Origin of the sequence: Streptomyces sp. NPDC051555 (assembly GCF_044454405.1) — a bacterium.
Classification (GTDB): Bacteria; Actinomycetota; Actinomycetes; order Streptomycetales; family Streptomycetaceae; genus Streptomyces.
Window position 1 is genome coordinate 90860 of record NZ_JBITDP010000012.1, and the last position, 14904, is coordinate 105763.

At 73.2% G+C, this 14904-nt stretch carries 12 protein-coding genes and 1 tRNA gene; 8 read left to right on the forward strand and 5 right to left on the reverse strand.

Going from position 1 to position 14904, the window contains the following annotated elements; all coding sequences use genetic code 11:
* Window positions 1–77 precede the first annotated feature (77 nt).
* Complete coding sequence (locus tag ACIBEA_RS23980) at window positions 78–824, reverse strand: GPP34 family phosphoprotein (protein ID WP_399264127.1); 747 nt, start codon at window positions 822–824, stop codon at window positions 78–80.
* 270 nt (window positions 825–1094) lie between these two features.
* Between ACIBEA_RS23980 and ACIBEA_RS23985 the strand changes: the two genes are divergently transcribed.
* The 7 genes from ACIBEA_RS23985 to ACIBEA_RS24015 all read left to right on the forward strand — a co-directional run bounded on the left by ACIBEA_RS23985 (window position 1095) and on the right by ACIBEA_RS24015 (window position 9651).
* Window positions 1095–3899, forward strand: a complete 2805-nt coding sequence (locus ACIBEA_RS23985; protein ID WP_399264129.1) for a hypothetical protein — start codon at window positions 1095–1097, stop codon at window positions 3897–3899.
* Between the two features lie 74 nt (window positions 3900–3973).
* Window positions 3974–5974, forward strand: coding sequence for an MFS transporter (locus ACIBEA_RS23990; RefSeq protein WP_399264131.1), 2001 nt, complete (start codon window positions 3974–3976; stop codon window positions 5972–5974).
* 137 nt (window positions 5975–6111) lie between these two features.
* The gene (locus ACIBEA_RS23995) at window positions 6112–6315 is read left to right on the forward strand and encodes a hypothetical protein (protein ID WP_399264133.1); all 204 of its coding nucleotides are present in this window, start codon (window positions 6112–6114) and stop codon (window positions 6313–6315) included.
* 338 nt (window positions 6316–6653) lie between these two features.
* Complete coding sequence (locus ACIBEA_RS24000; protein ID WP_399264135.1) at window positions 6654–6950, forward strand: hypothetical protein; 297 nt, start codon at window positions 6654–6656, stop codon at window positions 6948–6950.
* Window positions 6951–7016: 66 nt separating this feature from the next.
* Window positions 7017–7652, forward strand: a complete 636-nt coding sequence (locus ACIBEA_RS24005; protein ID WP_399264137.1) for a sortase domain-bontaining protein — start codon at window positions 7017–7019, stop codon at window positions 7650–7652.
* A complete protein-coding gene (locus ACIBEA_RS24010) occupies window positions 7649–8392 on the forward strand; it encodes a hypothetical protein (protein ID WP_399264139.1) in 744 nt (247 codons plus the stop codon). The genes ACIBEA_RS24005 and ACIBEA_RS24010 overlap by 4 nt, the downstream gene beginning before the upstream one ends.
* A complete protein-coding gene (locus ACIBEA_RS24015; protein WP_399264141.1) occupies window positions 8392–9651 on the forward strand; it encodes an ATP-binding protein in 1260 nt (419 codons plus the stop codon). The genes ACIBEA_RS24010 and ACIBEA_RS24015 overlap by 1 nt, the downstream gene beginning before the upstream one ends.
* A gap of 102 nt (window positions 9652–9753) precedes the next feature.
* Here ACIBEA_RS24015 and ACIBEA_RS24020 read toward each other — a convergent pair.
* Both ACIBEA_RS24020 and ACIBEA_RS24025 read right to left on the reverse strand, forming a co-directional pair.
* Window positions 9754–9826, reverse strand: a tRNA-Arg gene (locus ACIBEA_RS24020).
* Between the two features lie 96 nt (window positions 9827–9922).
* A complete protein-coding gene (locus ACIBEA_RS24025; protein ID WP_399264143.1) occupies window positions 9923–10651 on the reverse strand; it encodes a tyrosine-protein phosphatase in 729 nt (242 codons plus the stop codon).
* Between the two features lie 238 nt (window positions 10652–10889).
* On the opposite strand from ACIBEA_RS24025, the gene ACIBEA_RS24030 reads away from it, so the two are divergent.
* Window positions 10890–12038, forward strand: a complete 1149-nt coding sequence (locus ACIBEA_RS24030; RefSeq protein WP_399264145.1) for an XdhC family protein — start codon at window positions 10890–10892, stop codon at window positions 12036–12038.
* A 67-nt stretch (window positions 12039–12105) separates the two neighbouring features.
* Here ACIBEA_RS24030 and ACIBEA_RS24035 read toward each other — a convergent pair whose 3' ends face one another.
* Together ACIBEA_RS24035 and ACIBEA_RS24040 are read right to left on the reverse strand one after the other, a co-directional pair.
* Window positions 12106–13116 carry a zinc-binding dehydrogenase gene (locus ACIBEA_RS24035; protein WP_399264147.1) on the reverse strand — a complete coding sequence of 337 codons (1011 nt, stop codon included), beginning with the start codon at window positions 13114–13116 and terminating at the stop codon, window positions 12106–12108.
* Window positions 13117–13374: 258 nt separating this feature from the next.
* Entirely contained in the window at window positions 13375–14652 is a 1278-nt protein-coding gene (locus ACIBEA_RS24040) for a M6 family metalloprotease domain-containing protein (RefSeq protein ID WP_399264149.1), read from the reverse strand.
* Window positions 14653–14904: the final 252 nt, after the last annotated feature.

Here is a 14904-nt window from a genome sequence, read left to right on the forward strand (position 1 = left end):
CGGTCGTTCGGTGGCGCGTCGGGCCCGTGATGCGTTGGGCCCGTGGTGCGTTGGACCGTGGTGCGTGGCGCGGTGGATCAGTGCGCGGCGGCCCGGGCCATCGCGCCCGTGCGGCGCGGTTGCAGCGGAACGCTGGTCGCTGTCGCGCGGGCGGTCGGCTGCGAAGCCGGTGCCGGAGCACGGTCGCGGCGCGGCTGTGCGGCCACACCGTTCTGAACGTCCATCACGGCGTGCGCCACGAGGCCGCCCATGGGGTCGTGTCGAATCAGGTCCCGCAGGCGGGACCTGGACGAACGCCCCTCATTGCCGGGGTAGAGGTGCTTGCCGAGTCCGACCGCGTGGGCCAGCGCGGCGAGCGCCGCGGTCCGCGGGTCCGGCGGTACACCGGTGCGGATCGCACTGTCCAGCCGGGCACGGATCTCCCGGCTGATCGTCGTGTCGGTCGCTTGGTAGCGAGTCGTCGGCAGAACCCCGCACATCTGGCCCGCGACGGCATGCACCATGCCGCAACGCTCCAGGTGAGCGAGGTACACCTGGCGGAGCCCCAGTCGGGGTCCGCCGATCCAGTGGACCGCCCGAACCGGGCTGCCGCGACGGCGCAGCAGTTCCAGTGCGGAGTCCAGGGTCGGATCTCCTGTCGGCCGTGGCATCACCACGGCGATACGATCCCCGTCTGGGGCTATCCGTCCTGCCAGAGCCAGCTCCACTAGCTGTGCCCCGGCCAGGCCGAGGTCGAGCGACTGCGGCTGCGCCGTGGTGCCCGTTGCCGGGTCCAAAGCGAGCAGCAGAAGCTCCTCCGGAATTGTTCTGCGGCTCCTGCCCATCCATGCCTCCCCGCGTGGATGAGTGACAGGGTGACCCCTCTCACATTCATCTGTCGAGAGTGCCTGGTCGCTTTGTGAGGGAACCGGCAAGTATGTCGTACTCGTCTAGCACGGGGGCGATGCCCCCTAGACGGGACACTGTTAGACGGTTCGGACAGCGGTCCGGGTAGCGGCCGGACGTCGATCGAGGAGGAACTGGTGGCGGGCGAGTCCCCCGACAAGTCGGTAAAGCAAGGCGCGGGGGCGGCGGAATCCGACCCTCGTCTGTCGGTGTTCCGCCCCCGGGATCCGGAGGCCGCTCCCGAAGGGAAGGACGATCCCCTGCGCGCCGCGGTTGCGGCGTGGGTGGGGAAGTCCGACGAGCCGGACGCGGAGGGCGCCGCGGACGCCGACGCGGATGCGGGCGAGCCGGAAGCGGTCGAGGCCGACGCGCCCGAGGCCGCCCGTACGGACTCCCCCTCGGCCCGCGCCGCGGACCCGGAATCGGAAGCCGACCTGGATTCCGCTTCGGCGTCGGCGGACGCGGCGGACGCGGCTGACGAGGTTCCGGCCGAGTCGGAGCCGACCCCGGCCAAGGGTGCCGAGCGGGATGCTCCCGAGGATTCCGCTTCCTCGGACGAAACTGCTGACCCCGAGCGCACCTCGGTGTTCCGGCTGCCCGCCAAGGATTCCGAGAAGGCCGCCGCACCGGCTCCCGCGGAGGAGGCGCCGCCGGTGTTCGAGGCCTTCCGCCGCAACACCGGCGTCGGTGGAAGTTCTCCGAAGCGGGATTCCGCTTCGCGCCTCGACCCCCGCCTCCCAGCACCTTCCGCCGCCCCCGCCCCCGCCGCCGCGAAGCCGGATGCCGCCGAGCCGGTCGAGAAGCCGGCCGCGAAGGCTCCGGCCGCCGCAGACAGCGACCGCACCGCCGTCTTCCGCGCGGTCCGCCCGGAAGCGAAGCCGGACGCCGAGCCGGAAGCGAAGCCCGAAGCGAAGCCGGATGCCGCCGAGCCGGTGGAGAAGCCGGCCGCGAAGGCTCCGGCCGCTGCCGACAGCGAGCGCACGGCCGTCTTCCGCGCGGTCCGCCCGGACGCGAAGCCCGACGCCGAGCCGGAAGCGAAGCCCGAGGCGAAGGCTCCGGCCGCCGCCGCCGCCGACAGCGACCGCACCGCCGTCTTCCGCGCGGTCCGCCCGGAAGCCAAGTCCGACGCGAAGCCCGACGCGAAGCCCGACGCGAAGCCGGAAGCGAAGCCGGAAGCCGAGCCGGTCGAGAAGCCGGCCGCGAAGGCTCCGGCCGCCGCCGCCGACAGCGACCGCACCGCCGTCTTCCGCGCCGTCCGCCCCGACGCCGCCCCCGCGGACGCGAAGGGTCCGGCCAAGCCTGAAACCAAGCCGGAGCCCAAGCCCGAGGCCCCGAGCGACAACGAACGCACGGCCGTCTTCCGTGCCGTCCGCCCGGACGCGGCCCCGGCCGACGCCACGGGCCGGACCACCGGCACCGGCCCGTCGACCACCAAGCCCAGCGCCAGCGACAAGGGCAGCGACAAGGGCGGCGACAAGGCCGGCGGCGAGCCCGGCGAGCGGGCCAGCACCTTCGTACCGCTGCGCGGCGAGGGCGCACCCAAGGCGGGTCCCAAGGCGGAGCCCAAGGCGGGTCCCAAGGCGGGTCCCAAGGCGGAGCCCAAGGCACCGGCCAAGGCGACCCCGCCCACGGCGCCGAAGCCGCCCGCAGGGCCCGCGGCGCCCGTGGCCCCCAAGCCGCCCGTCACCCACACCGGCTCCGAGCGGACGACGCAGCAGCCGCTCCCGCCCCGGCCCCCGCTCGACCTGCTCGCCGAGCTGACGAACAACCCGCCCCCGCCGCCCAGCCCGATGCGCACCACCGTGCGCCGGGTCAAGATCTACGCGCCGCTGCTCGTCCTGCTGGTGGTCATCCTCGGCATCGTCCAGCTGGTGCGCCCGCTGCCCGCCCCGACGCTGAAGATGACGGCGAAGACCTCGTACGCCTTCGAGGGCGGCAAGCCCGATCTGCCCTGGCCGACCGAGGGGCAGGCGTACATGGCCGCCGCGGGCCTCGGCACGCTCGGCTCGTCCGGCGAGATGAAGCCCGTACCGATCGCGAGCGTCACCAAGTCGATGACGGCGTACATCATCATGCGCGACCACCCCTTCAAGAAGGGGGAAAAGGGTCAGATGATCGACATCGACAAGACGGCCGAGACCGAGGGCAAGAAGAACAACTCCACGGACAACGAGTCGACCCTCGACACGGTCCAGGAGGGTCAGAAGATCACGGAGTACGACGCGATCGCGGCCCTGATGATCCCCTCGGCCAACAACATCGCACGGCTCCTGGCCCGCTGGGACTCGGGCACCCAGGAGGCGTTCGTCGCGAAGATGAACGCCACCGCCAAGGAACTCGGCATGACCAACACGACGTACACGGACCCCTCGGGTCTGGACGCGACCACGGTCAGCACCGCCGAGGACCAGGTGAAGCTGGGTCTCAAGCTCGTCGAGATGGACGCGCTGCTCGACATCACGAGGAAGCCGAGCTGGGTCGACCCCTCCGGCAAGACGTGGCCCAACTGGAACCGACTGGTCCCCTACAACGACTCGCTCGGCATCAAGACCGGTACGACGACCAAGGCGGGCGGAAACCTCCTCTTCGCCGCGCAGAAGAAGGTCGGCAACACCAACCAGCTGATCGTCGGGGCCGTCCTCGGCCAGCACAAGCCGCCGATCATCGACACGGTGGTCGACGCCAGCCGGAAGCTGCTGATCGCCACCCAGAAGTCGCTCCAGGGCGCGACGGTCGTGAAGAAGGGCGATGTCGTCGGGTACGTCGACGACGGGCTCGGCGGTCGCACGCCGGTCGTCGCGACCGCGGACGTCCAGGCCGTCGGGTGGTCGGGACTCACGGTCACCGTCAAGCTGGGTGACGGCGGTACGAAGCTGCCGGAGACGGCGAAGGCGGGCGCCCAGGTGGGCGTGCTGACCGTCGGCGAGGGTGCCAGCCAGGTCAAGGTGCCGGTGGCGCTCCAGCGCGAGCTGGCCGCGCCGGGCATCGGCAGCAAGCTGACGCGCGTCGGCTGACAGCAGGTGCGGGACGGGCTCACGGCGCTCCGGGCAACCCCGGGGCGCCGGGTCGCGTCTTGGCACCGGGACGGATGTTGGGGAGTGCGGCAGTGACCACCGCTGAGCAGGGCCATGAGCCGGCGCGAACGCAGACGCAGGACGGCGGCCGCCACCGGGACGACGGTGGCGCCGATGCCGGCATCGGCGACGGCAATCGCATCGGCGACGGCATCGGCGACGGCGCCGCGGGCGACCCCGGGGAGCCCGGGATACCGGGCGGCCCGGGTCCGGGCCGGTCCGGGCTCCGGCGCCGGCTGGGGATCCGGTGCCGCGCCGCGGTCGACTTCGGACACCGGCACCCGATCGGCGTGACGACCGCCCTCGCGGCCCTCGTCCACGTCGCCTGGTTCTTCAGCTTCGCGAACAGCGGCGGCGACCTCGCCGCCCAGGACGCCTGGGCCGAGTTCGTCGGCCGCCACCCGGACTCCGCGTACAACCTCGCCTGGTACGGCGGCATGCACCCGGTGTCCTACAGCGTCGTCTCGCCGTACCTCATGCACGTCCTCGGCGTCCGCACCACGATGATGATCGCCGGGACCGTCTCCGCGGCCCTCCTGGCGCTGGTCCTGACCCGCTGCCGGGGCGCCGTGCGGCATCCGTTGTGGCCCGCACTCGCCGGGTTGTTCGGGCTGTTCTGCAACGCGGTATCCGGCCGGGTGACCTTCGGGCTCGGGGTCCTCTTCGCGCTCGGCGCGGTCGCAGCCGCCTTCTGCTGGCCCCGCAAATGGGCCGAGCGGCGCTGGGCCAAGGCATCCGTCGCCGCGGTGCTGGCGGCCCTCGCGACCGCGTCCAGCCCGGTGGCCGGGCTCTTCCTCGGGGTGATCGCGGCCGCCCTGTTCCTGAGCGGGCGGCGCCCGGGCGCGTACGCCATCGGGCTGCCCCCGGTGGCCGTCGTCGGGCTCTCCGCGTGGCTGTTCCCCTTCTCGGGGACGCAGCCGATGGGGTTCGGATCGGCCTGGCTGCCGTTCCTGTTCGGGGTGCTGGCGGCGGTCCTCGTACCGAAGGGGTGGACGACGGTCCGGATCGCCGCGTCCGTCTACGCCTTCGGGGTCTTCCTCACCTGGGCCATCGATTCCCAGATCGGCTCGAACGTCACCCGCCTCGCCATGCTCTTCGCCGGCGCCGTCCTGGTCGCGGCCCTCCCGCACGCGCTCCCGCGCTCGCGCCGCTGGTGGGTGCTGGTGTCGGCCGTCGTCGGGGTGAGCGTCTGGATCGGCACGAACAGCGTGATGGACATCGTCCGCACCACCCCCGTGGCCTCCTGGAACCGCGAGCTGGCCCCGCTGATCGACCAGCTGCAGAAGGCGGGCGCGGACCGCGGCCGGGTCGAGGTGGTCCCGGTCAGCAGCCACCGCGAGTCCTCGGCGATCCCCTCGTACGTGAACCTCGCCCGCGGCTGGAACCGGCAGGCCGACCTGGAGCGCAACCCGGTCTTCTACGACGACACGCTCACCGCCGACACGTACCGGACCTGGCTGGAGCGCTGGGCCGTGCACTACGTGGTGCTGCCCGCCGACAAACCCGACAACGGCGGCGAGGCCGAGGCGAAGCTGGTGCGCGCGGGCCTGCCGTACCTCCAGCAGGTGTGGGGCGACGCGAACTGGCAGCTCTTCAAGGTCGACAGCCCGACCGCGCTGGTCTCGGGCCCGGCGACGGTGGTCCGCGCGGGCGCGGACCAGCTGGTCGTCGACGTGCGCCAGCCCGGCCGGGTGCTGGTACGGATCCCCCACTCGCCCTGGCTGGGCCTGGTCGACGCCGCGGGCAAGCCGGTCGAGCCGCCGCAGGAGACCGATGCCTCGAAGGCGCGGGCCGCGGCGACCGTCAAGGGCGCGGTGAAGCCGCCGAGGGAGTACGCGAACACCTCCGGCTGCCTCTTCAAGGCGGAGCCGGACGACTCGGGCGACGTGTGGACCGAGCTGCTGGTCCCGGCGCCGGGGGAGTACCGGGTGGCGGCGAAGTACCAGCTGCCGCGCGGCACGCCCTGCCCGGAGGACCTGGTCCGCACGGTCGTGGGAACGCCCGAGCTGCCGTAGCCGCGCTGCGAGGGGGCGTGGTCCGCCCAGGTGCGTTCATCCTCATATCTGCATACGATCCCCATAGGCCCGATATAGGTCCGATGAGCCGTTTGGTCGATGTCGATGGAATGCCCCCCGAGGGAGTTGACGGCGGGATGAGCGAAGAGCAGAAGCAGGATTTCCGTGCGGCGGTCGCCAAGGCGCTGGAGATGGCCCAGGCGCCGAAGGGGCCGGGGCACGGCTACGAAGGTGAACTGCGGAGCAAGGTGAAGGGCGGAGCGCACACGAAGGCAGCCCTGAAGAGGTCGGGAACCCCGCAGGGCGACCGCATCGGAGAGCGCAGCAGGGGCCTCAGCTGACGGAGGGACCGTGGTGGCGCTCGGAAGTCCTCCCGACCATCGGTCGGGAGGACTTTCCCGTCCCGTCCCTTTCCCGTCCCTCTCTCCTCCCTCTCTCGTCCTTAAGGCCTAGGGGGGAGCGCGTTCAGGAGTCCTCGGGTATGACTCGCCGCGGCCCTTAACGCCTTCGCCTTCACGCATCCGGCGAACTGTTACCTCGCCGAGGGGTGACCAGAACATGACCCTCGTAACGTCTCTCGTGTCGCCAGGAGATCCGGCACGCCGGACAACCGCTCGAACGGGTGGTCGGCCCGGACCCGGACCGAGACCACGGGCGACGCCGACGAGGGGAACCACTCATGCGCGCCACCTTCCGTACCGCGGCCGTCGCCGCCGGTGCCCTGACCGCCCTGGCCCTCCCCGTGGGCGCCGCCGTCGCCGCCGAGGCGCCGACCCGGACCGGGCCCGCCGCCCCGGCCCCGCAGCCCACGGCCACGACGACGGTCACGCCGAAGGGTCCGGTACGGGCCGGAGCCGAGGGCGTCGGCGTGGCGAGCAGCAGCACCACGCTGATCGCCGGCAGCGCGGGCATGGCCGCCGTCGGCGCCGCGGGCCTCGGCTTCGCGATGCTGCGCCGCGGCCGCTCCAGCCGCTGACCCCGCCCCGTACCGCCCCGTACCGCCCCGTCCCGCCCCGTCCCTGTCCCCGCCCGGAGTACCTCGATGACCCACACCAGCACCAGCACCCGCACCCGCCGGAGGGTCCTCACCACTGCCGTGGCGTTCGCCGCCACGGGGGCGCTGGCGGCCTGCGGGGCCGGGTCCGGCGGCCGGCCGGCCCCGGACCCGAAGGTCGCCAGCACGGCGGCCGCCGCCGAGCCCGTGTCGAACGCGGCGCACGCACTGCCGAGGTCCCGGCCCACCGGGATGAAGATCGACGCGGCCGGGGTGGACGCGAAGAAGATGGTGGACCTCACCGTGGACGCGGCGGGCGAGCTGGGCGTGCCCGACGCCGAGACCGAGGCCGACGCGCCCGGGTGGTGGGCGGCCGGGGCGGCCCCGGGAGAGCAGGGCGTATCCGTGCTCGTCGCGCACTTCGACACGAAGTACGGCCCCGCACTGATGAAGGACGTCGAGAAGATCAGGCTCGGTGACCTGGTCGAGGTGCCGCGCGAGGACGGGAGGACCGCCAAGTTCAAGATCCGCGAGATCGAGGACGTCAACAAGAAGGACTTCCCGACGGACAAGGTCTACGGCGATACGACCCGCCCCGAGCTGCGCCTGCTGACCTGCGGCGGCGAGATCAAGGACGGCCACCGCACCAACAACGTCATCTTCTACGGCGACCTCGTGGCGTGAGCACGACCCCCGGGGACCCGCCCGCCCCGAACCCCCGCCGCACCCCGCGCCCCCGGCGCGCGGCCGCCGCGCTCGCCCTCCTCGCCCTGCCCGTCACGGCCCTGGCCCCGGCCCTGGCGGGCTGCGGCGCGGAGCAGGACGTGGTGGGCGAGCGCGGGCGACCTGCGGCGCGTGCGCAGGGCCCGTACCGGCTGTGGCCCGAGCGCCCGCCCGCCGAGCCGGACGCGGGCGCGGCGGACGCGGGGGACCGCCCGGTCGGCGTCGCCGTGCCCGGCTTCGCGGACGGCGACGGGGGCATGTACGCGGTGGACCCTATGGAGCTGGTCACGGCCGACCTGCTGGCCGAACCGGGCCACCGCGGGGACCCGCGGGAACGCGATCGGCTCGTCGAGGAGCTGGGCGGCTGCGAGCAGCCGGGGGCTGCCGGGTGCCCGCTGCACTCGGCGCACTACCGTGATCTGACGGGGAACGGCGAGGACGAGCTGATCCTCGGCCTCGGGGTGTCACCGGACGTCCTGAACCTTCGCATCTACGCCTGCCGGGACGGCCGGGTCCTGAGGATCATGAACACCTACGAGCGGGCCGTGAGCATCGAGCTGGCCGAGCGGGACGTGATCGTCCGTACCCACGAGGGCGCGCCGGGCACCGAGAAGCGCGAGGTGTGGAGCTGGTGCCCGAGCCGTCAGGCCCTGCTGCCGCGCCTGACGGAGATCATCCGCCCGGACCGGGAGTCCCGCTGATGAGGCACCGGATCCGCCTCCCGGCCTGGACGGCGACGCTGACCTGGAAGGCAGCGGTCTTCATCACCCTCATGTGCTGCGGCCTCGCCGCCCTCCTCGGCGGTCTCGTCCACAGCGCCATGACCAACCAGACCATCGGCGCCGCCCGCGAGAAGGCCCTGGACCGCCTCGACCGGATCACGCAGGCGTACGAGGCCGGCACGCGCACCCCCCGCGGCGAGGGCATCGACCCCAAGGCCCTGCCCGCGGAGCTGCGCGCGTACGCGTCGACCGGGCGGCGCGGCACCCGCGTCGGCGAACTGCGCGACAAGCGGGTCATGTGGGCGGCCGGACCCGCCGACCGGGACGGCGTGATCGCCGCCGCCGTCGACTACAGCGCCAGCGAACAGACCATCGCCGACCTGGACCGGGCCATCCTCGGCTCGTCGGTCCTCGCCATCGGCGGCACCCTCCTCATCGGCGCCGTCGGCGTCACCCGCATCACCCGACGGCTCCACCAGACCGCCCAGGTCGCCCGGCGGATCAGCGCGGGCGACCTGGACGCGCGGGTCGACGACGCGGCGCGGGCCCGGGACGAGGTGGCCGCCGTGTCCGACGCCCTGGACATCATGGCGGCGTCCCTCCAGCGCAAGCTCGAAGCGGAACGCCGCTTCACCGCCGACGTCGCCCACGAACTGCGCACCCCGCTGACCGGGCTCAACGCCGCCGCCGAACTCCTCCCGCCGGGCCGCCCCGCCGAGCTCGTACGGGACCGGGTGCAGGCCATGCGCGCCCTGACCGAGGACCTGCTGGAGATATCGCGGTTGGACACCCGCAGCGAACGCCCCGAGCTGGACTCCTACGACCTCGCCGAGCTGGCGGCCCGTACGATCCGGGCCTCGGGCACGGACACCCGGCTGACCGTGCTGTCCTCCCGCGTGGTGGAGACGGACCACCGCCGGGTCGAACGCATCCTGGGCAACCTGGTCGCCAACGCCCACAAGCACGGGGCGGCCCCGGTCACGGTCACGGTGGACGCCGCCACGGTGACGGTGACGGACGCGGGACCCGGCTTCCCGGACTACCTGCTGACGAGCGGACCGCAGCGGTTCCGCACGGAGGGCATGAACAAGGGCCACGGTCTGGGCCTGACCATCGCCGCGGGCCAGGCCCGCGCCCTGTCCGCCACCCTGACCTTCACGAACCGCCCCGAAGGCGGCGCCGAAGCCACCTTCACCCTGACCCCGCCCCCACCGCTCCCACCGACCCCCCACCCCTGAGCCCTGAGCCCTGAGTCCTCGGCCCTCGGCCCGCGGCCCCGGACACGACGAAGACCCCCCGACCGCGAACGGTCGGGGGGTCTTCGTCGTACGTGTCTCGCGTGCCCTCGGCAGGATTCGAACCTGCGACACCGGCTTTAGGAGAGCCGTGCTCTATCCCCTGAGCTACGAAGGCGGGCCCGTCGGCGACAGCCTAGCGGATCGTGCTGGGCGTGGTCGCACGGATTGCTGCCGTAGCGGGGCTGCGCCGGGGGTCCCCGGTGCGTTCCGTTCAGGCCGACAGGAGGCGGGCGCGCAGGGCCGCGGTGGTGGCCGTGGTGATCCCGACGCGGTCGGTCAGATAGGCGTCGACCGAGCCGTGACGGGCGCTCAGGTCGGCCAGCACCAGCTCCATGACCTCGGCGGGGGCGCGCCCGTAGGAGGGCCAGTTCAGGGTGCGGTCGGGGTGGGCGGCGCGCCAGTCGTCGGCGAGGCGGGCGGTCGCGAGTTCGGTGAGGGCGAAATCGGCGAGCACCTGCTCCTCGGGGACGCCGAGGTGGGTGAGGACGAGGGCCGCGATGAGCCCGGTGCGGTCCTTGCCGGAGGTGCAGTGGAAGACGGTGGGGCCGGGATCGGCGGCGATCAGTTCGATGGCGCGGCGGATCTCGTCGACGCCGTCCTCGGCGACCTCCGCGAAGCGGTCGGCGAGGTAGCGCCAGGGGTCGACCCCGGGGTCGATCTCGGCCTGGTCGTAGGGGCGGTGCTCGATGCTGAAGTTGGCGTAGGCGAAACGATCGACCTCGGGCACGCGGCCCTTGGCGTCGATCTCCCACGGGTAGCGCAGGTCGATGACGGTCCGGATGCCGAGTCCGAGGAACCGCTCCCAGTCGTCCCCGGCGAGCTTGCCGAGCGAGTCCGCGCGGTAGAGCCGCCCCCAGCCGAGGGTGCTCCCGTCGGCGGTGCGGTAGCCGCCCAGATCGCGGAAGTTGTGCAGCCGGTCGAACTCGATGTGCCGTTCCATGCCCGTGTCCCCCGTGCGTAGACGTGCGTATACGTGCTGATCAACTGCGCAGGCTACCCAGTCGGTCGACGGCGCGCGGTCATCGGGCCCCGCGGGTGGCTGGCCGGAAGTGGCGAAGTCGTGGGGGAAGGCGGACATCCGCTCGCGCAATCGGGGGAGTTGTCGGAAAGTGGGGGGCGACCTGGCCCTTCCCGCTGCCGCGGGCCGCCGACCGCGGACGGCAGAGCGGAGACCGAGCATGCTGGACATCGCCGACGAGCTGCACCGGTGGGCCGGGCAGGGGCGTGATTTCGCCGTCGCCACGGTCGTGGCGGTCGGCGGCAGCGCGCCCCGGCAGCCCGGAGCGGCCCTCGCCGTCGACAGCGGGGGCACCGTGATCGGTTCGGTCTCCGGCGGGTGCGTGGAGGGCGCGGTGTACGAGCTGTGCCAGCAGGCGCTCGAAGACGGCGAAACCGTCCAGGAGCGCTTCGGGTACGGCGACGACGATGCCTTCGCCATCGGCCTGACCTGCGGCGGGACCATCGACGTTCTGGTCACCCCGGTCCTCGTGGGCGGCGGGGCGCGCGCGGTGTTCGAGGCCGCGCTCGCCGTGGCCGCGCGGGGTGGGGCGGCGGCCGTCGCGCGGGTCGCCGAGGGACCCGCCGAACTGCTGGGCCGCCCGTTGCTCGTGCACCCGGACGGTACGTACGAGGGGACGCTCGGCGGACATCCGGGGCTGGACGCGACCGCGGCGGCCGAGGCCCGGGCGATGCTCGACGGGGGTCGGACGGGTGCCGTGGAGATCGGCGCGGAGGGGGCCCGCTGCGGGCGGCCGGTGCGGCTGCTGGTCGAGTCGAGCGTGCCGCCGCCGCGGATGATCGTCTTCGGTGCCATCGACTTCGCCTCCGCGCTGGTGCGGGTGGGCAAGTTCCTCGGGTACGAGGTGACGGTGTGCGACGCGCGGCCGGTGTTCGCGACGAAGAATCGTTTCCCCGATGCCGACGAGATCGTGGTCGACTGGCCGCACCGGTACTTGGCGGCCACCTCGGTGGACGCCCGTACGGTCCTGTGCGTGCTGACGCACGACGCCAAGTTCGATGTGCCGCTGCTCGAACTGGCCCTGAAGCTCCCGGTGGCCTACGTCGGCGCGATGGGATCGCGGCGCACGCACGAGGACCGCAACGCGCGGCTGCGCGAGGTCGGCGTCACCGAGCTGGAGCTGGCGCGGCTGCGCTCGCCCATCGGCCTCGACCTGGGCGCCCGTTCGCCGCAGGAGACGGCCCTGTCCATCGCCGCCGAGATCGTCGCCAGCCGGCGCGGCGGCAGTGGGCGTTCGCTGACGGGCGCGCACACCCCGATCCACCACGACGCCGCCGCCGCGACCACCCCGGTGGCCCGGATCGCCTGAAGCGGGGCCGGGGGAGCGGGCCGGGGGAACGCACTGCCCGGCCCCACGGACCACTCGGCCCCACGGACTACCCGGCCCCCGGGGGCGGGAAGACGATCAGTGGCTTGATGATCCCGTCCGCGCGCCCGGCGAGCAGTTCGTAGGCCCGCTCGACCCGGTCGAAGTCGAAGGCGTGCGTGGTCATCGCGGTCGGTTTGATCTGCCCGCTCTCGATGAGCCGCAGGATCCGACCGGTACGGGCGCCCTCGGGCCCGGTGTCCGCCGCGCAGCCGGCGTGCACGACCCGGCCGCCCCGGGACACGATCCGACGGGCGGTGTCCGCCGCGTGGGGGCGGACGTCCGCCCCGACCGCCTCGATCGCGACGTCCACGCCCGTCCCACCGGTCAGTTCCATGATCCGCTCGACCGTGTCCTCGTACGCGGGGTCGACGACCACGTCCGCACCGAAGTGCAGGGCCAGCTTCTGCCGCCGGATCCGGGACTCCACCGCGATGATCGGGCCCGCACCGCCCAGCCTCGCGGCGATGGTGGTGCTGAGTCCCACCGCGCCCTGGCCGAGCACCGCCACCGGGTGGCCCGGGCGCAGCTCCGCGCGATCGGCGGCCGCGAAGCCGCCGGAGAGGGGGCCCGTCGCGTAGAGGGCCTGGTGGTCGCTGACCGCGTCCGGGACCGGGACCGGGGTGAGGGTCTCCCGGGCCGGTGTGGTCTGCGGGGCCTGAGTGGCGTCTGGGGCGCCGGGGGCGTTCGAGGCGTCCGGGCGGCTCGCTGGGCACGGGACCAGGACGTATTCGGCGAGGCTGCCGTCGCTCACGGAATGCGGGCCGCCGCCGCCGACGGCGACGCGCTGGCCGACGTACAGCCCGGTGACCTCGGACCCGAGGGCGTGCACGACGCCGACGGCCTCGTGGCCGAGGGTCGTGTCGGGTCCGGCGGGCAGGCCGCGGCGCGCGCCGCGCACGTCCGAGGCGCACAGGAGGGCCGCCGTGATCCGTACGACCACCTCATGGGGCCCCGGCTCCGGAACGCTCTTGGCGATGACCGCGACCTCGCCCGTCCGGCGCAGCACGAAAGCCTTCATCCCGGCTCCCTCGTCCCTCTCGTTCGCTCCCCTTTCTGCTCGCGCGGGCTGCTCGCGCGAGCTGCTCGCACGTCCTCCTCACGCGTTCTCCTCCCGCGCTTCCACTGTCGCCGCGCGCCGGCGACCGGAGAGGGGGCCGGAGGTCGGGAGGGGCCGGGTCGAGGGGCCGGCCCGTGTTCCGCGGGGCGCGGCCCGGTCGGGACCCGGTCGGGACCTCCTCCCGACCGGCCCGCGCCCCGGCCACCCGCGTGGCCCGCCCTAAGGGCGGGTCACGCGGACCTGGTACTTGCCGGTGCGCAGCTCACCGACCACCGAGATGCTGATGCCCGCCGCCGAGTCGGTGAAGGTCTCGCCCGGCTTGTAGGGCGCGTCCGAGAGTTCGCCGTGCACGTTGGCCCGCCGGGTGCAGCCGCCGCTGGTGGCCGTGCTGTCGGCGACGGTGACCGGGCCGCGGCCCGTGTCCACCTCGGAGTCCACCTTGTAGATGAGGACCCCGGGCTTGCAGACGGCCTCGTCGTTCCCGGTCTGGGTACGGACCTCGACGGCGTAGCCGGCGCTCTCCGAGGTCGGTACGAAGGCCAGCTTCACCCCGCCCTCGGTGCCGAGCGGGGACAGGATGTGGTCGCTGGTGCCGGACTTGGCGGCGCAGCTGATCTGGTTCGCGTCCAGCCAGCCGAGCTTCCACTTGTGCCAGCCCAGCAGGTCGTTGTTGGACCCCCAGTCCTCGCTCATGATGTCCCAGTGGCCGACGCTGCCCCCGCCGTCCTGGGTGTAGAGGTCGGGGAGCCCGAAGACGTGGCCGTTCTCGTGGGGGAGCACCCGGTAGCCCGTCTCGCGGTACGAGCCGGAGCCGTCGTCCTGGCGGCTGTAGACGAAGGACGTGTTCGCGAGCGGCACGCCGTCGGCGATCGGGGCCTCGCCGTTGCCGGAGAAGGTCACCGAGAGCACGGTGTCGAGGGCGGACGGTCCGGCGTTCGGCGTGACCAGGATGTTGATCAGGTCGTACCGGCTGAAGTCCACCTGGGCGTCCGCGGCCCGGGCTATGTGCTCGACGAGCTGGCGGTAGCCGGGCTCGTAGGCGGATCCGCGCTCGATGCCGTACGACGCGAACGGCATCGGCATCCGCAGCCAGGTCCGTATCGGGGCCTCGGGCTTGTAGCTGAGGCGCCCGTACGAGCTGGTGCGGAACCAGTCGGAGGTCTGCGGGAAGAACTCGGACAGCCGGTCGAGGGCCGAGCCCTCGCCCTTGGCGTCCGGGAAGTCGATCATCAGGTTCAGTGCGCGGACCTCGCCGGTCGAGCGGGAGTACCCGGGTGCGGTCGGCAGACCCTCGGACAGCTGCACGCCCATGGCGCCGGAGATCCGGCAGGGCGCGAGGGCCGATTCGTTCGTCGCGGCCGCGGGGCCGGCCGCCGTGTGCGTCCGGCTCGATATACCGACGCCCGCGGTCGCCGTGATGCCGATGGCGAGCGCGGTGAGGCCGACGTAGGCACTAGCGCGGCGGGGTGTGCGTATCCGGTGGCGGATCTGCGGCATGGAGAGCGCCTTCGGGTCCGCGGCAGCCGGCCGGGTCCGGTCTGCGCTCTGTGCGCCCACCCTCTGACGGGTACGGCGCGCCCGCGCGTCGGGAGCGGCCATCCGGGCGGGGCGGGGCCGAAGGAGATGTGACCCAGGTCACATGGTGGCGCGAAATAACCGGGGACCGAATCCCCGTTTGCATGTGAGTCGACGTAACCGGGGACTGCCTCCCCGGTTACCGAAGACCCGAGAACCGTAAGAACCAGGAAT